The organism is Shewanella electrodiphila, from assembly GCF_023283985.1.
Classification (GTDB): domain Bacteria; phylum Pseudomonadota; class Gammaproteobacteria; order Enterobacterales; family Shewanellaceae; genus Shewanella; species Shewanella electrodiphila.
Genome location: NZ_JAKIKU010000001.1, coordinates 243022 through 261144, shown reverse-complemented (window position 1 = coordinate 261144; position 18123 = coordinate 243022). Strand labels below are relative to the sequence as shown.

General features: G+C 39.7%; 19 protein-coding genes. 16 read left to right on the top strand and 3 right to left on the bottom strand.

The window, feature by feature from the left end; all coding sequences use genetic code 11:
* Positions 1-108: 108 nt before the first annotated feature.
* Positions 109-1041: a polyprenyl-phosphate transporter gene (locus L2737_RS01165; RefSeq protein WP_102529760.1), complete on the bottom strand. Its 933-nt coding sequence runs from the start codon at positions 1039-1041 to the stop codon at positions 109-111.
* A 296-nt stretch (positions 1042-1337) separates the two neighbouring features.
* Here L2737_RS01165 and L2737_RS01160 point away from each other — a divergent pair, with 296 nt between their 5' ends.
* From L2737_RS01160 to bamJ, 5 genes are all read left to right on the top strand, one after another.
* Positions 1338-1814 carry a hotdog fold domain-containing protein gene (locus L2737_RS01160; RefSeq protein WP_248954486.1) on the top strand — a complete coding sequence of 159 codons (477 nt, stop codon included), beginning with the start codon at positions 1338-1340 and terminating at the stop codon, positions 1812-1814.
* 102 nt (positions 1815-1916) lie between these two features.
* Positions 1917-3188 carry a DUF418 domain-containing protein gene (locus L2737_RS01155; protein WP_248954485.1) on the top strand — a complete coding sequence of 424 codons (1272 nt, stop codon included), beginning with the start codon at positions 1917-1919 and terminating at the stop codon, positions 3186-3188.
* Between the two features lie 20 nt (positions 3189-3208).
* Positions 3209-3823: a YceI family protein gene (locus L2737_RS01150; RefSeq protein WP_248954484.1), complete on the top strand. Its 615-nt coding sequence runs from the start codon at positions 3209-3211 to the stop codon at positions 3821-3823.
* A 13-nt stretch (positions 3824-3836) separates the two neighbouring features.
* Entirely contained in the window at positions 3837-4175 is a 339-nt protein-coding gene (locus L2737_RS01145) for a DUF1294 domain-containing protein (RefSeq protein WP_102529763.1), read from the top strand.
* 256 nt (positions 4176-4431) lie between these two features.
* Complete coding sequence (bamJ, locus tag L2737_RS01140; RefSeq protein WP_248954483.1) at positions 4432-4902, top strand: BamJ family beta-barrel-assembly machinery protein; 471 nt, start codon at positions 4432-4434, stop codon at positions 4900-4902.
* Between the two features lie 182 nt (positions 4903-5084).
* On the opposite strand, the gene L2737_RS01135 is transcribed toward bamJ, so the two are convergent.
* The gene (locus L2737_RS01135; protein ID WP_229367862.1) at positions 5085-6302 is read right to left on the bottom strand and encodes a M24 family metallopeptidase; all 1218 of its coding nucleotides are present in this window, start codon (positions 6300-6302) and stop codon (positions 5085-5087) included.
* A gap of 223 nt (positions 6303-6525) precedes the next feature.
* Between L2737_RS01135 and L2737_RS01130 the strand changes: the two genes are divergently transcribed.
* The 8 genes from L2737_RS01130 (at position 6526) to L2737_RS01095 (ending at position 14851) form a co-directional block, all read left to right on the top strand.
* Positions 6526-8310 (top strand): aminopeptidase P family protein, encoded by a 1785-nt coding sequence (locus L2737_RS01130; RefSeq protein WP_248954482.1) that lies wholly within the window; start codon positions 6526-6528, stop codon positions 8308-8310.
* A gap of 407 nt (positions 8311-8717) precedes the next feature.
* Entirely contained in the window at positions 8718-10019 is a 1302-nt protein-coding gene (locus L2737_RS01125) for a DEAD/DEAH box helicase (protein ID WP_102529767.1), read from the top strand.
* Positions 10020-10397: 378 nt separating this feature from the next.
* Positions 10398-11033, top strand: coding sequence for a peroxiredoxin-like family protein (locus L2737_RS01120; protein ID WP_102529768.1), 636 nt, complete (start codon positions 10398-10400; stop codon positions 11031-11033).
* Between the two features lie 612 nt (positions 11034-11645).
* Entirely contained in the window at positions 11646-12191 is a 546-nt protein-coding gene (locus tag L2737_RS01115) for a hypothetical protein (RefSeq protein ID WP_248954481.1), read from the top strand.
* 64 nt (positions 12192-12255) lie between these two features.
* Positions 12256-12654 (top strand): hypothetical protein, encoded by a 399-nt coding sequence (locus tag L2737_RS01110; protein WP_248954480.1) that lies wholly within the window; start codon positions 12256-12258, stop codon positions 12652-12654.
* A 56-nt stretch (positions 12655-12710) separates the two neighbouring features.
* Positions 12711-13130, top strand: coding sequence for a VOC family protein (locus L2737_RS01105; protein WP_248954479.1), 420 nt, complete (start codon positions 12711-12713; stop codon positions 13128-13130).
* Between the two features lie 257 nt (positions 13131-13387).
* Positions 13388-14035 carry a DUF2913 family protein gene (locus tag L2737_RS01100; RefSeq protein WP_248954478.1) on the top strand — a complete coding sequence of 216 codons (648 nt, stop codon included), beginning with the start codon at positions 13388-13390 and terminating at the stop codon, positions 14033-14035.
* A 6-nt stretch (positions 14036-14041) separates the two neighbouring features.
* Complete coding sequence (locus tag L2737_RS01095) at positions 14042-14851, top strand: regulatory protein RecX (RefSeq protein WP_229367890.1); 810 nt, start codon at positions 14042-14044, stop codon at positions 14849-14851.
* Between the two features lie 119 nt (positions 14852-14970).
* Here L2737_RS01095 and L2737_RS01090 read toward each other — a convergent pair whose 3' ends face one another.
* Entirely contained in the window at positions 14971-15540 is a 570-nt protein-coding gene (locus tag L2737_RS01090; RefSeq protein ID WP_229367892.1) for a DsrE family protein, read from the bottom strand.
* Between the two features lie 181 nt (positions 15541-15721).
* Between L2737_RS01090 and L2737_RS01085 the strand changes: the two genes are divergently transcribed.
* The 3 genes from L2737_RS01085 (at position 15722) to L2737_RS01075 (ending at position 17970) form a co-directional block, all read left to right on the top strand.
* Positions 15722-15988, top strand: a complete 267-nt coding sequence (locus L2737_RS01085) for a DUF2960 domain-containing protein (protein WP_102529772.1) — start codon at positions 15722-15724, stop codon at positions 15986-15988.
* A 14-nt stretch (positions 15989-16002) separates the two neighbouring features.
* Positions 16003-16512: an RDD family protein gene (locus L2737_RS01080; protein WP_248954477.1), complete on the top strand. Its 510-nt coding sequence runs from the start codon at positions 16003-16005 to the stop codon at positions 16510-16512.
* Between the two features lie 348 nt (positions 16513-16860).
* Positions 16861-17970, top strand: a complete 1110-nt coding sequence (locus L2737_RS01075; RefSeq protein ID WP_102529774.1) for a GGDEF domain-containing protein — start codon at positions 16861-16863, stop codon at positions 17968-17970.
* The last annotated feature ends 153 nt before the right edge of the window (positions 17971-18123 follow it).

Below are 18123 nucleotides of genomic sequence, written 5' to 3'. Positions count from 1 at the left end.
GAGATGAAATCGGAGGTTTACTGTTCCAACCTATAACTCATGTGATGTTTAAAAAACAAGCATCACATGAGTAAGATTATAAACGACGCTAGAAAGCCTATGAATAGATTAGCTATCGGCCTTTTCTGCGTGGCGTTGTCCAAATATCTCTAAGCCCCAAACGAGTCCAATACCCACCAGCAGACAAATAACGGCTGCGGCAAGCTGTGATGACTCACCTGTTAGTTGCTCAAACTGCATCGGTGATAAGTTTTGCTCGGTAAGCGGTACTTGTTCGCCTTTTGAATTTTCGCGCCAGGTTAATACTTCTTTCCAGGGCCAAATTTTTCCTAAGGTGCCGAGCATTAACCCTGTTAGAAATAGTAATGTCTCATCATGGAATTTACGTAACATGGCAGATAACACATGACTAAAGCTTAATAGCCCAACGACGCATCCCATTGCAAAACATGCCAATAATAGAACATCAAACCCTTTTGCTGCTGCCAATACTGCAGGATATAGCCCTAATAACAACAAAATGAAGCTACCTGAAATACCCGGTAAAATCATCGCGCAAATCGCAATACATCCGGCAAAGAAAAAGTTCAAATATCCGGCATCTAATTCAATTGGATTTAATACAGTAATAAACCAAGCAAAGGCTACACCGAATACAAACAACACGCAGCGCAACAGGTTGATGCTACTCACCTGCCTTAGCATGTGCACCACTGAAAACAGAATTAAACCAAAGAAAAATGACCAAACTGGTACAGGATGGTTGGTCAATAACCATGAAATCAGCTTAGCGAGACTGAATATACTGGTGAGAATACCGCCAAAAACAGCCACTAAAAAAGGGCCATTAATGTGCATGAATGCAGCTTTAATGCCTTGCTGTTTTATCACGCCTAATAATGAAGGGTTAATCTTTTTAATCCCGTCTAATAATGGCTCTAAAATCCCAGTAATAAATGCAATCGTGCCACCCGAGACACCAGGAACCACATCTGCGGCGCCCATCGCCATTCCTTTGAAATAATTTAATAGTTGCTGCAAAGCTAATCCTTAGTAAAACACCTGAAATCTAAATTTATCTAACCCTATTTGCGATAAAGGTCGTGATAAAGCCCCAAATTAAGACTGAGATAAAGACTGAGATTTAGCACTTTGCCATTTAGCCAATAACAAAGTGAAAATACCAAACCGAATTATACCTGCAACGGCGCAAGAGACTAATTAATCTTTTTCAATTTACATAGGTTATGTGCAAGTGGTTACAAGGATGTTAAACTCACTGCAAACCAACTCGTCAGACCAGATGTAAAAATAATTCTAATAAGACAAGGATTGATATGAGCAGCTCAAAACCCAACCATGTATTAGCTTTATATAACAAGGTAACTAAGTACCCTTTTGGACATAAAATTTTCTCTATTATGGTATCAAGAATGGCGCCATATTTTGCCACGGTAAAACCACTGGTTACCGATCTTACTGTTAACCGATGCTCAGTATTAATTAAAAAACGTAATGCGGTTCATAATCATATTAAAACCGTTCATGTCATCGCCATTTGTAACGGTTTAGAAATGGCAATGGGAGTAATGGCAGAAGCATCAGTGCCTAAACACCTTCGTTGGATCCCAAAAGGCATGTCTGTCGATTATACCGCCAAAGCGGGTAGTGACATTGTGTGCGTTGCTGAAGTCACCCCAGAACAATGGCAAGTCGGAGATTTACTCGTCCCCGTTAACGCCTACGATACTGATGGAAATATTGTGGTTAAAGGCACGATTAAATTATGGATTTCTGAAAAGCCGCAAAAGTAATTGATATCATAAGGTTGAAAGCTTAACCCTGTATCTTTTTCGATCACAGGCTGTTACGCTTTCAGCACTTTTATCATTAGAAAACACAACAAAAATAAAGATATGAATAGCAAAAAGGATTCTGCAGCTCATATTGGTACCTCACCCAATTCAGCAAGTACCGCAGCAAATACTGTAATAAGTCGTTCGAACTCATCAAGTGCCATCGCCAGCTCAAACAAACGCCCAAATACCATTAACGAAAGCCACGGCAACCGCAATAGCAATATGGATGCACTTAGAGGCATAGCCATATTGGGCATTTTATTCATGAACATCTTTTTTATGAATGACAGTTTTTATGGTTACGCAGCGCATTTACCACAAATAGCATCAGATAGAATTTTAGAAGTGTTCAATAACTTCTTTCTAGAAGGACGCTTTTTAAGCCTGTTGTCTATTTTATTTGGCGCAGGATTACTGATTCAGTATCAACGCTTCGAAGCCAATAACTTACCCGCTTATCCGTTCATTAAAAAACGCCTTAAATGGCTCATTGTTTTCGGGCTGATTCACGGCATTTTCATTTGGGGTGGTGATATTCTGCTGACTTATGGCATTAGTGCTTTTCTAGCACTTAATTACGTTAACGCAGATATTGAAACCATTAAAAAGCGTGCCAATCAATTTATTTTTGCTGCACTAGTACTTGTGGCTTTATTCTCTCTTGCCATTGAAGAAGAACATTATTTTAGAGGCTCAGAACTGCATCAGCAGCAGCTTTTAGATTGGTCTGCAGCTTATATTAATGTCGTTTTGCTACAATTAATGCAAGTGGGCTTTATGCTAATGCTCATCCCGCTCACTATCATGTGGTATGCAGGCGGGTTAATGATGTGGGGCATGGTCCTGTATAAGCAAGGCGTATTCGAACATGGCTTGGATAGAAAAACACTGCTTCAATGTATTATTGTGGCGATATTATTTTCAACCATTGACTCAATTTTAAGCTTTTCATCCAACCCCGTTTTAGTTGAATTATCGACAAGCATGATGATGGTGAGCGCAATAGCAATGGCGTTAGTTTATGTGCATCTTATAGTCAAAATTTGCCAAAACAGTCAACTGGTTTTAGCGCCATTTCAAGCTGTCGGTAAACTTGCATTTAGCTGCTATATTTTTCAATCCCTGATTGGTGTCAGCATTTTTCGTTACGCTATAAGCCATTATGCAAGTGACTTATACATGAGCTTGAATCGAGTAGACTATTTCCTTATCGCAATCATCATAACCCTGTTACAGTTAGTGTTAGCGCCAGTCTATTTACGATTTTTTAATCAAGGCCCGTTAGAAGCCCTGTGGCGCAAACTTGTTATGGCAAAGTCCAACACGTGAACGGCAAACCAGGAAGGCCTATGAGTCAATATCTCAAAGCATTATTTGCGGGTATAGCGCTGTTAATATTAAGTAGCTGTGTCAGCTGGGTAGCGCCCAATGTTGAGTCAGATCTGCTTGAGCTGCAACCAGGTGAATATCAACTGGATGAAAACCATGCCGCGCTAATTTTTAAAATTCAGCATTTGGGCTTATCAACCTATGTTGGCCGCTTTAATCAGTTTGACGCTGAACTTAATTTTGATCCTAACGATATGGCAGCTGCGACGCTCAGCGCAGTAGTTGATATAAGCTCGATTGACATCAATAACCCTGACTTAAGCGACACCTTGCAAGAAGATACTTGGTTTCACAGTGCCCAATTCCCTCAAGCTGCATTTGTAAGTCATACAGTTACCCCCATTAATGACACCAGCTTTAATTTCAGTGGTGATTTAACCTTACGCGGTGTGACGAAACCCGTGACCTTCACGGCGACTTTTCATGGCGGCGCAGATAACTGGATGACAGGCAAGTACACTGTCGGTTTTAGTGCTGTAGGCCAAATAAAACGCTCTGATTTTGGCATGAGTAGTTATATACCGATTGTTGGCGATGAGATTGAATTAGAAATTTATGCTGAATTTTTAAAATAAAAAAAGCGAGTCTATGATGAAAATTTTCGGCCTGATAAGTTTAGCAACCATGTTAGTCATCGGCTTTATGATATCGATGAACCTTGGCTATTACTTGTTGGCAGTCAATCTGATCAGTGGCTTTATCACATGGCGAGATAAACGCGCAGCAAGTAAACAGAAGTGGCGCATTCAAGAGCAAACACTGCATGGTTTTGCACTTATAGGTGGCTGGCCCGCCGGTATTATTGCGCAAGAGGTGTTCAGACATAAAACCCAGAAAACGCCGTTTAAGTGGATTTATCGCTTAATGATATTAGTTAACTTTTCTTTTGCTTCTTTAATGGCTTATATCACTTTTTTTGCTCAATAATGTCACATCTTGCTGCTAAACCAGCGAGCCGATAAAGCCTAGGTACAACAAATGACGCTTTCGCTTTACCCCGCTTATTTCTATCAGTACCATGCATATCAGGTTCTCAATCAGAATTTTTATCGACTGACTTGCGCATAACTTCCTTGTTACTTACCTATTAAATAACAGGCTTATTAACGTAAAAGTTACTCGAGGTTGAAACGATACCGTTTCAGCTAAAAAACTTACTAAAAAATACATCGGGATTAATACTATGAAAGTCGTTTTGGCTGTATGCGTCATCGCAGGACTCATCTTTTACTTTTTCACTCAATCAAATAATAAAAAAGCTGCCCAAGAAAATATAACGAAAGGCAATGCTTTCTTACTTGAGAACCAAGCAAAAGAAGGCGTAGTAACAACACTTTCTGGGCTACAGTATTTAGTTATGCACAAAAGCGATGGCACAGAACACCCAAAAGCGACTGATACGGTTACAGTGCATTATCACGGCACATTAATTGATGGGACGATTTTCGATAGCTCGGTTGACCGTGGTGAAAGTATTGATTTTCCACTTAACCGTGTAATTCCAGGTTGGACAGAAGGTGTTCAGTTGATGAATGTTGGTGATAAATTTAAGTTCTTTGTTCCGAGCACATTAGCTTACGGCAACCGCGCTGCAGGTAAAATTGAAGGTGGTTCGGTACTGATTTTTGAAGTTGAGTTATTAGCGATTAACTAAGACGAAGCTAAAAATAAGACAGTTAACTCATCTGAATCATAAAAATGCCCTATTGGTTTAATCACCAATAGGGCATTTTTTATTCTGCATTAGGGTAGGTTGTACTTTTTAACAACGAATTCTTGCTCTAGTTTTTACTCTGGTTCTTACTCTGGTTTTCAGTCTGGTTTTAGCGCTTAAACTTACTTAGCTAAATCAAACGGGTCGTCAATAGACTTAGCCGGTGTAGTAAACCAAACAGGGCCAGCATCAGTCATATAAAAATGGTCTTCATGACGTACACCAAACTCTCCTGGTACACACAGCATTGGTTCATTACTAAAACACATACCCGCTTCTAGTGGCGTTTGATCATTTAACACTAAATATGGCCATTCATGAATATCTAAACCAACCCCATGACCTGTACGGTGTGGCAATCCTGGCACATCATACCCTGGACCAAAACCAGCATCGACAATCACAGCTCTGGCAGCTCTATCAACATTGGCACAAGTTTCACCAATTTGTGCTGCTGCGAATGCCGCAAGCTGGGCTTGCTGTTCAAGATCCCACAAACTACGTTGTCGCTCATTGGCTTCACCGAACACATAAGTACGGGTTATGTCAGAGTTATAACCGCCAAGCTGACAACCTGTATCAATCAATACCGTATCATTTTGCTCAAGAGTTTTAGGTGATTTAACCCCATGTGGATACGCTGTATCTTCACCAAATAACACGATGCAAAAATAAGAACCTGCTGGAGCGCCAACACGTTTATGCGCTTCATGGATAAAAGCTTCAACCTCAGCTGTGGTTATCCCTTCATGTAAAATACTTGCAGTGGCCACATGCACAGCAAGTGTCATATCTTTTGCGCGTTGCAGTAAGCCAAGTTCAGCTGCTGACTTAATCATTCTGCAGCCAGCTGTAATACTTTTTGCATTGATATAGTTCAGCTTGTCGTTAGCAAGGCGCATTCCATCGAAAATGAAGAATGCTGTTGATTCATCAATACCCACTTTACCGCTATGAATCCCCATATTGTCGAGCGTTTGTGCAAATAAGGCATAAGGGCTTTCATCCTCTTGCCAAGTATTCACTTTGCCTTTAATCGCCATATAGCCTTCAAGGGTATCTAGCTCAAAGGCAGGCGCAATATATTCAACATTACCTACAGCAGGAATAATCGCACCCACCACTCGCTCACTGGCGTACCATTTGGTACCAGTAAAGTAGTATAGGTTTGTGCCGGCATTGATATAAATGGCTTCAATGCCTTGTTGCTGCATTAAGCTTTGCGCTTTAGCAATACGTTGTTCGAATTCAGCTAATTCTATATGGGCTACATCAGTAGTCATATCAGATAAGCTAGCGAATGCTTGTTCTTGTGTTTGGGTGCCGACACCAATAGTCATAAATGACTCCATAAAAAGTTAACTGATGATGAGATATTTGCCATAGTGTAAACTGCTAATTTAAAATGTATACAATATAAAGTTACAAATTATGTTTAACCGCTTATCAATGATGCAACTATTACGCTGGTAACTTCTTTACTTGCAAATAACCTAACGCAATTGCGATAATCGCCATTCCTCAATAAGACTGAGTCAATCAGCAACCTCCAATGGAGCTATCATGTCAGAGAAAATCAATCAGCGGCTTGACGCTATTCGTCAGGAACTTACCAAACACAATTTAGATGCATTCATTATTCCTAGAGCTGATGAATACCTTGGGGAATATGTCCCTGAGCGCAACGAGCGCCTATTATGGGCGACTGATTTTACAGGCTCTGCTGGTATGGCCATTGTATTAAAAGACAGCGCCGCTATTTTCATTGATGGTCGTTACACCGTTCAAGTGAAGCAGCAAGTAAGTGCTGAGTTATTTAGTTATGAAAGCTTGTACGACACTCCTCAAGTAGAATGGTTGATTGAACAACTAGGCGCAGGAGCGCGCGTAGGCATTGATAGCCGTTTACACACATTAGCTTGGTACCAACAAGCTGAGCAAAAACTGGTTAAAGCGAATTTAAGTCTAGTGAGCGTTGATGAAAACCCGATTGATGTTCATTGGCAAGATCGCCCTGCACTGTCAAGCGAGCTCATTAGCTTGTTCAGCCACGAAGGCGCAGGCCGAAACAGCATTGAAAAACGTCAGCAAATTGGTGAACTGGTCGCAAAACAAGGCGCTGACATGGCGCTAATTTCAGCATTGGATTCATTTTGCTGGTTATTGAATATTCGTGGCAGCGATGTTCCAAGGCTGCCTGTGACTTTAGGTTGTGCATTACTTTCTACCAATGGCGATATGACCTTATTTGCAGATAGCAATAAACTGCCAGAAGGTTTTAGCGAGCATGTAGGTAGTGGCGTTGAGTTTAAAGATGAATCTTTACTGGCTGATGCATTATCACAATTGAATGGTGTGAAGTTACTGGCTGACCCTAATACGGCAAACGCTTGGAGCCAACTCAGCGCTAAAAATGCTGGTGCAGTACTCATCGCAGGTTCTGATCCTGTGGCACTCCCAAAAGCGAAAAAAAATGCTGCTGAGCTTAATGGCATGCGTGAAAGTCACCTGAGAGACGGCGTTGCAGTCAGTCGTTTCCTTGCTTGGCTTGACCGAGAAGTCGCAGCTAATATCATGCATGATGAAGCTGAACTTGCAGACAAGCTTGAATCATTCCGCTTAACTGATCCGCTATATCGTGAACCGAGTTTTGATACTATTTCTGCTACTGGCGGTAACGGCGCAATGTGCCACTACAACCACCTTGACGGCACACCAAGTCAGATGACCATGAACAGCATTTATTTAGTTGATTCAGGCGCGCAATATATCGATGGCACAACCGATGTTACTCGTACTATCGCTATTGGCGATGTCACCGCTGAACAGCAAAAAATGTTCACTTTAGTATTAAAAGGACATATCGCCCTCGATCAAGCTAGATTCCCGAAAGGCACATCAGGTCAACAGCTCGATGGCTTTGCACGTCAGTATTTATGGCAGCATGGCTGTGATTACGACCACGGTACAGGTCATGGTGTTGGTCACTTCCTAAGTGTTCACGAAGGCCCGCAACGTATTGGTAAAAATGTGAATAATGTGGCATTGGTTCCAGGTATGGTGCTGTCAAATGAGCCAGGTTATTACCGCGCAGATGAATTTGGTATCCGTATTGAAAATCTAGTGGCTATCGTGCCATCGAAACTTGCAAATCCTGAAAGAGAAATGATGGAGTTTGATGCATTAACCCTTATTCCAATGGATAAAAGACTGGTTGATAAATCATTATTGAGCGAAGCGGAAGTAAACTGGTTTAATCAATACCATGAATTAGTCTTCGCTAAAATTTCACCTATGATGCAAGGTGATGACTTAGCGTGGTTAACTGAAGTAACTCAAGCAATTTAATTTACTGCTTCCAATTAGCGTTTAAGAAAGCGTTTATAAAAGCACTTATAAAGCACTTATAAAAAGTGCTTTAAAATGATCAAGTTAAAAATCTAACTGTAGTAATTTTGCTTAAACTGATAATGCCAAGCTCAATCTGAGCTTGGCATTTTTGTTGATATTAGTTTTAGCCTTAACGCCTACAGCTAGCACATTGCTTATGTTTACTAAGCAGTCAGAATTCTATGCGATGCAAGCAATATGTTTACCGAAAATGCCAACTTCAGCTTAATAGATAATTTAGGTAAGAAATAATCAATTTTTTTTGTTATACTCCGCCGCCGCTTGTTATAGCCGTTATACTTCTATCTACAATCGGCAAACATTTAAACTGTTGAATAACGTGATTACCATAGGAATATACACCGATGAAATTTGAATCTTTTAGCTTCGCCCCAGAAATATTAAGTGCGATCGCTGATTGTGGTTATAAAACTATGACACCTGTTCAACAGCAAGCTATTCCAGCTATTCGCCGTGGTGAAGATGTCCTAGCGAGTGCTCAGACTGGTACAGGTAAAACGGCAGCATTTGCATTACCAATGCTTCAAAAAATGTTTGAAAATCCACGTGAATTACAGCATTCAAATACGCGTGCATTGATTTTAACGCCGACCCGCGAACTTGCAGCTCAAGTCGCTGAAAACATAAATGACTACAGTAAAAATATCAACATCGAAGTGTTGACCATTTATGGTGGAGTTAAAGTCGCAACCCAAGCGCAAAAGCTTAAACGTGGTGCTGACATTATTGTTGCCACACCAGGTCGTTTATTAGAGCACCTTCTTGCTTGTAACTTAAGCTTATCAAACGTTGAATTTTTAGTACTCGATGAAGCTGACCGTATGTTAGACATGGGTTTTAGCACTGATATTCAAAAAATTCTTCAAGCGGTTAATAAGCAACGTCAAAACTTATTATTCTCAGCAACCTTTTCTACGTCAGTTAAAAAATTGGCTAATGAAATGCTAGAGAAACCAAAGGTAATTACCGCTGACAAGCAAAACACCACAGCAGCAACCGTCAGCCAAGTGGTATACCCCGTTGAGCAGCGTCGCAAACGTGAACTTTTATCAGAGTTAATTGGCACTAAAAATTGGCAACAAGTATTGGTGTTTACCGCAACTCGTGATGCAGCAGATGTGCTAGTAAAAGAATTAAACCTTGATGGTATTCCATCAGCGGTTGTACATGGTGAAAAAGCTCAAGGTAGCCGCCGCCGCGCTTTACGTGAGTTTGTTGAAGGCAAAGTGCGCGTACTGGTTGCAACTGAAGTTGCTGCACGTGGGTTAGATATTCAAAATCTAGGTTACGTCGTAAACTATGACTTACCATTTCTTGCAGAAGATTATGTTCACCGTATTGGTCGTACAGGCCGTGCAGGTAAATCAGGTACTGCAATTTCATTTGTAAGTCGTGAAGAAGAACGTACCTTAGCGGATATCGAAAAGTTAATCGGTCAACCAATTCGCCGTATTACTGTTGCAGGCTATGAAGTCGGCAGCCGTGAAATGCTGCTTAAGCAAATTCAAAAGCGTCGTAGTTTCGCTAAGAAACAACAACGTTCTGACAATGCTGGCGAGCAAGTTGTGGCAGAGCGCAACATGCAAGGTCGCCGCGTGACTGTAGGTAAATCAAGCAGTACAGTTAAATACAAAAAACTGAAGTAATTGCTAAAGTAATAACCTAAGTTGAATATGATTAAAGGCGCTGATAGCGCCTTTTTTATTGCCTCGAACAAACTAACTAGTAAAGACGTTAAACAGAATAAGTAAATCTAAATTCACTTTTATTCAATCGAGTGAAATAAAAAATGATATGCTCAGGTCTAGTATTAGTCGTTACTGTGAAAATTCATCGATTGCCTTACTTATTTGATAAGCTGGCTTGATAAACTGGCTTGATAAACTGGCTTGATAAACTGGCTTGATAAAGCAGATTGATAAAGCAGATTGATAAGGAACAGTAACAACATTGAGCACTAGAGCGCAATAAATGCCTCGAAGAGTACGCAACATAGACCCTTTTAATTGAATATGGATTTCAGCATGTTAAAAAATTTGATGTTAGTCGCCGCAGTGGCCTTATTTAGTTTACCTTCAATGGCTAAACCCATTGCCAGTGATGAATACCACGTAATGCCATTGATGAATGGTCAGCAAATTCCTAGTGTTGACTTGCATGATGTTGATGGCAATAAGGTTAACTTAGAAGAGCTAACCGCTAAAAAGCCCACCATATTCTTCTTTTACCGTGGTGGTTGGTGTCCTTTTTGTAATATTCAAATGGGTCAATTAAAAGCCATTGAGCCTAAACTGATTGAAATGGGATTCCAATTAGTCGGCATCTCACCTGATTCACCCGCTAAATTAAAAGCATCAATTAACGACAATGAATTAGATTACTTGTTGTTGTCAGATGAAAAGATGGCTGCTTCACAAGCATTTGGCATCGCATTTTACACCAGTGAAAAAGTCACTTCGATGTATCAAGCAAAGTTAAGCGTTGATAACACGCTTTGGACAACACCAGAAGGTGATAAACGTTTAGTACTGCCAGTTCCTGCTGTTTACGTAGCGGATAAAGCAGGCTTAGTGCATTTTCAATACATTAATCCAAACTACAAAGTGCGTCCTGCACCAGAGTTAATTTTAGCTGCGGCTGAATTGTTACAGAACCAGTAATTTTTTTACTTAAAGGCGATAGTTATCACTATCGCCTTTTTGTTTTTCCAGACTATTGCAAAACAAGTTAACTTATTCTTTCTAATAAAAAAGTGATACTGCTGCCCGCTCTTAGAACTGCCCTGCTGCATAGGGAAAATTATCTGATAAACGAAAGATTTCCAAAGAAGGAGTCACCCAGATTTTAACTTCACCTAAAACCCTTAACGTTATTTCCCGCTAAATTAAACTCATTTGAAAATGGCTGAGTGTGCTGCTGAAACCCTGTTTATCCTGACATGTATTTCTAGTTAGTTTAAAGGAGAAACAAGGTCCATCGTAATAACCTAAGATACCAAGATTTACTTGACCACATCATTGACCTTGTTTCCCTTTCGTCGCTTCTGTTCTGGACAAGTAAACCTGTAAAAAATAAGAGGAGAAGTGACTAACCAACAAAAGCTCGTTTAAACCTACCAGCCTGTTTAATCGAGAAAACCTTAAATATTATTAACTTTACTTCAAAGACATAGCAAATGTAGGATATATAAAAATCAGCACTAAAATACACTAGCTTATTGGATGAGCTCTTGTAAGAACGGTTAAATTTTCGGATATCTAAAAGGATTTACTGTGTATAAAAACAACAAATCACGACCTTCTTTTTTCATACATATCGCAATCTACTTTGTCATGGCAACCCTATACGGGTGTGGTGGAAGCGACTCAGCAGAAGAAAATAAGGTTTCAAATGTTCAACCTCCTTCTGTTCAATCCCCTGATGGTGAAGATCCCAATATTATTGGTTCATGGCTATCAAATTGTGATGAAAGAGCTAATTCAGCATATTATGTAAATGAATTAACCTTTAATACTGATAGCTTAGAAATTACTGAACATAAATATGCTGCACCTAATTGTTTAGGCGAGCCACTTGAATCCATCTCACAGACAAATAATCTTTACAGCTATCCTGAATCTAACAGTGATACAAATGACAAATTTATTATTGTTGAAGTTTTCAAGCAACCTCTTTGGGAGATGACTGTATACATAGAAACGTATGACAACCTTTTGTACCTTTCCAATAATTTCTTAATCACACATGAAGGGTTTGCATTTGATTCTAGTCAAACAAGTGAAATTAACTATGTTAACTATTTAACAAAAGCTGAATAATTGTGTGATAACAGTAGCTGTTCTTGACTAAATTATATGTCGTTCAAATTTCAAGGAGCCGAAATTGAAGTGTCCAATAGATGGAACTGTTTTACAGGCTGACAAAGCTGAAGCCCATACTGGTTATGGCTGTATTTCGTGTAAGGGCTCTTGGTTACCCAAGAGCTATGTTGCCTCAATTCAATATACCAAAGAGTTTGACCCACAAACTTTCTTTGCTGAAGTATCATCTAAAGCGCATCAAACAACCCACAACAAGTGCCCGTGTAATTGTGGTTACTTAAGGACTACACCGGAGGAAGAAGGTGTGAGTTTCTGCTCTACTTGTAGTGGAGTGTGGTTTGAAAAAAATGCCTTAAAAGAGCTACTTTTGCGCTATAACAATAAAGACGATAGTTTCACTGCTGCAAGTTCAATCGATGCCATTGGATTCTTTGCTACAATTGGCGCCCTATTCAAGTAGCGATTTACGTTATTATAATAATAACAATTATCTGAATGAAAAATGGTGAAAGGCATATGACGCAAACAGTACAGCAGCAAATAGCTAATATTGCGCTCGTGGTTGAAAATTACGATGATGCAATTGCTTTTTACACTCAAAAACTGCAATTCACTTTAGTGGAAGATACTGATCTCGGTGGTGGCAAACGCTGGGTATTGATTAGTCCGCCTAACTCAAATGGTACTAATCTACTGTTAGCTCAAGCCAGTAATGATCAGCAGCTGCAAGCTGTTGGCAATCAAAGCGGCGGTCGAGTCTTTTTATTTTTACAAACGAATGATTTTTGGCGTGACTACGAGCTTATGAAGTCAAAAGGCGTCACCTTCAATGAAACTCCGCGAGTCGAAGAATATGGCACTGTAGTGGTGTTCCAAGACCTATATGGCAACAAATGGGATTTATTACACCTGAACAAAAGTGACGAACAAAAGTGACGAACAAAAGTGACGAACAAAACTAATTTATAAAACGAATAAACAAAACTGATAAATAGAATGAGAATAAACGACGATTCAGTAAATCAGCCCACCTTTTATACAATGTTAGCCTTGAGTAAGACTTCCAAGCCAAGTTTGTAGCAGCAATTTAAGTACCTCTGCTACAATACAGCTTATGCAAGTTGTCTAGTCGCAACGCCACATTACAGATGAAGCTTCTGTGATGAAATTATTAATTAAACGGTGTAAAAATAGTGCAAACCCAAACATACAATCAAGCCATTTTAGATGTCGCTGAAGCTGGTATCCAAGCTTTACAAGAGTCTGCTGAAAAACAAAAAGCAAAGCGAACTCCCGCTCAAGAAAGCCACTTTTTATGTGCATGGTTAGTTGAATCTTTTCGCGTAAAACGTTTTTCTAAATTGGTTGCCGATGATCTATCTGCTTGGATAAGAATGGCACGTAGCCAAGGTGCTGGCGCCATGTTGCCGCAATTATTTGAGCGTATTGCCAAACAATACCGCGCAGTTGAAAAACCAGAGTTAACTCAGCAGCAAGCTATTGGGCAGCTACTTACTGAACTTGAAAGTGATGATTGGTTTGTTATTTCTGACAGTGCTTTCTCTGATGATAGTGGCACCAAACTCAAATTAGCAGGCAATGGCCAATCCAGCTTAGTGGTATGTGAGCTTCAACTGGAAAGCCACTTTGAAGACGACAAGCTGGTTAAGTCATTACCGATTTATGTCCGTGGTGATGAAAATCATTTTGCTGAAAAAGCTTTAGCGAAAGGCTTATTAGTCAGCCAAGGTAATAAGAAAACTAGCTTAATCAAACATCATAAGACTTATTTGATTGCACCAAACAATCAACTTAAGCAACTGTGCTTGTTAATTAAGTAAAGCGCTATGCAACGCCAACCGCTTCGGCAAGCTAAAACAATTGATAATGTTTTCAATAGTGCTTATTGGCATCTTAGCCAGCAGGATTTCACGATTAGTGAAATCCGCACTAAGCTTGAGCGGAAAACTGACAATCAGCAATGGATTGAGACGGTACTGACCACATTAATTGAAAATGGTTACTTGAAAGACAATCATCATTTTGCTGTGCGTTATTGCGAGTTGGCTTTTAGCGATGATATTGGCAAAGGCGCGATTAAACGTAAGCTGCAACTACGGGGTATTTTAGCTGCTGAAATTGAATTAGCTCTTGAGCAAGTCATGGATGCTCTGCAGGTCGATAGCTTTGCTATGGCAACATCAAGAATGCTGAATAAATTTGAACATTTTCATGGCACGACCAAAGAGAAAGTTTACTCACAGATGACCACTAAAGGCTTCTCTAGAGCGGAAATAGATCACGCCCTATCAGAGCATCCTCAGCAAGCCACCCTGCGTAGCAAATTAGCGGTAAAAGCTGACAAAGTCGATTTAACCACTGAAATTATCAAGTTATATAATAAAGGCAAAGGCGAAACTCTTATCCTACAAGAGCTCAAACAAAGACTGATTGATGTCAGCGAGTTTGAGAATATTATTTACCAACTAAGCCTTAGCGAAGATATAGACTTTTATAAGAGCTGCCGCGAGCAGTTGGCTAGAAAACGCTATGATTTATCAGACTATAAAGGTAAATCAAAAGCCTATGCTTACTTAATGCGCAAAGGCTTTGGCAGTGATGAGATAAAAGAAGCGCTCAATCCTAGCGATGATTAAATTAAAAAAGGCTAACTCAAGCAAGCCGTATTTCTAACTCAGTCAGCAGAGCCCAAATGAAAGTAAGCAGAGCCCTAACAAAGCAAGCAGCTCCTTATCGACAGTCAGCATTTTCAGACTTAAAACGGATTTAAGCTATATCCTTGTTGCGCTAATATTGCATGAGCTGTCATTGCCGATAAAGCCATATCCACACCTGGCAGTAATGCATCCTTGTCTAAACCATAATACGCAGCGCTTTGCCCACAAATATAAATTTTTACACCATATTTTACCAATTGACTCACTAATGCTTTGTTGGCGTTAGTCAGTTCTTTATTACTTGAATGCTGACTTTGATAAAAACTATCATTTGCTAAATCGGCAACTGAAGCACCGTGTACGACCATAGCTAACTGTATATTCTCAGCTTTAACCCCCACAGCTTCATGCATATTGATAAATCTGGCTAAGGTGTTTAAATTGCGATTAACCTCATTAGGTTTAGCGGCTTTACTCATATCAAACGCGACTTTGAATTGCATACCCTTGGGGATAACAAGCTGTGAATCGATTGCAGCAATTTGACCGTAACCTTTTATCGCGGTGCCATCTTTAAATGCTTCCATACCTGCATAGGCAGAAGTTGAAAAGCTAATTACCCCTAAACAACAAAGTAACAAGGCGGCTAACGTTATCAATCTAGACATTCATTTTCCTTTTTAATGATGATTATTATTGTCACGCAAGTTCTGAGCTATCTTGCACCTAAAGCTTTCGTTATAATAGCCAACAAAATGCCCATATGTCAGCATCTGAAATGTTGTAGGCATTTTTAGCCGTATGAGTTTATTTCCACTCATACTACTGTTTGCGATTTTAGGAGTTTCCATGGCCCGCCAAGTCATTTATACCTTTAAAGGTAAAACCAAAGTTATCCCATTTAGCTATGACGTTCATCACGATTTATATGAAGCAGCAGCCGAAGCTGAAGGCATCGATTTAACTGGCTTTTTAGCAATGGAACAGCAAGTGGCAATGACGTCAAAAAAAGGCGCGAAAGCTGAAAAGGAATTCCGTAAAACTGAGTTTGCTCGATTCGGGTTTACCAGTATCAAATTTGTCCGAGAAGAAGACGAAGACACACCTGCCAGCTAATTCAAAGGGTTTACATGATTAATTCAGAACACGCTAACTTTCCCAGAGCTAGTTTTATAAAGCGTTGCGGCGCAATGATTTATGATGCTTTACTTGCCGTAGCCGTATATATGGTTGCTGGTGTGATTGGATTTGGACTCTTTTTTGGATTAACCAGCACAGGTGTGATTGGCATGAATGGCCATGAACATGTTTCTGACTTGCTTAATCAAACTCCACTATATCAAGGTTTCTATCAGCTTTGGTTAGTCATATGTGTTGCTGGATTTTATGCCATATTTTGGAGTCGCGGTGGTCAAACTCTGGGAATGAGAGCATGGCGCTTAAAAGTGCAGCATCCTAATGGGCAAAACTTAAGTTTCATTACTGCTATTGCTCGTGTTGTTTGGTCTTTTGCAGGTATTGGTAATTTATTTATTCTTATCAACCCTGACAAATTAGCCCTGCAGGATAAAATGACTCGCTCGGAAGTCGTAGTATTATCCCTTGAAGCGAATCAAATGCGTAACTGGCGCGGTGCTTAATCAAGGTTAAAGTCAGTATTGTTCGCTTCATTAAAAATGAAGCAATTAATCATATCCATAAAGCCAATTGCTCATTCAGTTGGCTTTTTTATTACCTAAAACTCTACCTTTACTGTTATATCTGTCCCAGTTTGAGCCTTATCGATAACCAATAACATGTTTCATTACTTAGTCCATTAAACAGACTATTGATTAGCATACGAATGTTACTTGGCGTAATCGATTTACTGGAGTATCTTAAGAAGATAATGAGATTAATAGATACAGCGTATCAATGAGTAGTATTGCGCGATTTCATTTAAGCTTATAAAAGGAACATTTTGGGCGTAAAGGGATGAACATAAGACTTTGAATAGCCTCATTGCGATGAAACAATTACTTTTAAGTTATCTGAACCGTGGTACAGAGCTTTATGATGATCCTGAAAAACGTCATAAAATTCTAATTATCAATTGGTTCGGCACCGTTGGCTTTTCTATTACCTTCATATTGGGCATCAATGCTTACCTAGAAAACAATATCTCTCTGGCAATCACGCTATTACTGTCGAGTATTTTATTTTTCCTCTCGTTACAAAATCATTGGCTGTTCCTAAAACAATATCGTTTTGAAACGTCTAGCACCCTAATTCAGTTAAGCTTAATCACCTTAATGTTATACCTAGTGTATAGCGGTGGTTCAAATAACACTGGGCCGTTATGGGTATTCCTAGTCCCGCCTGTAATGATGTTTTTTGGGGGATTAAAAGGCGGATTAAGAAATACCTTAGGCTTTATACTCTGTTACTGCGTGATAATGTTTTACCCTGACGATCAATTGCTGCAAGCCAGTTATTCCTATGAGTTCAAAACGCGTGTGCTGTATTCCCTGATGACACTGACGTTTTTGGCGGGATATTATGAGTACTCCCGTCACCAATCTTTTTTACATGTAAAGCAGCTCAGCGAAAAGTTTGAACAACAGGCACGCCGAGATCATTTAACCAATATTCCCAATCGTCGTGCGATGATGGAACAGCTCAGTTATGAATACGCTCGAGTAGTTAGAAACAACAACACGATGAGCATATTATTGATTGATGTAGACTATTTTAAACATGTGAATGACCAATACGGCCACAAATATGGTGATGAAGTATTGGTTAAATTAGCAAAGCTATTTGAAGGCACGTTACGAAAACAGGACATGATTTCACGCTGGGGGGGAGAAGAGTTTTTAATCTTATTACCTCTCACTCCTCTTAATGATGCTTATGAAGTTGCTGAAAAAGTTCGCCTAACCATTAAAAACCATCCAATTGAGTACGAAAATACCACCATTCCTATCACTGTCAGTATTGGCATTGGCAGCGCTGATAAAGACCACACTGTAGATTCAGCAATTACCCGCGCTGATGAGCATCTATATCAAGCTAAAGAAGGCGGTAGAAACTGTGTTTACCCCCAAATGGCCAGTTAAGATTACACATTCACTTTAGCTATAACCTTAGCTATAACTTTAGCTATATATAACTAGAAGTCTGAGCCAACAGCCTCAATTCCCTTTATGCAGTCTCTCACATGCATTAAATAAGTCATTAGCATTCAATGGCTAATAGCTATCAATAATATG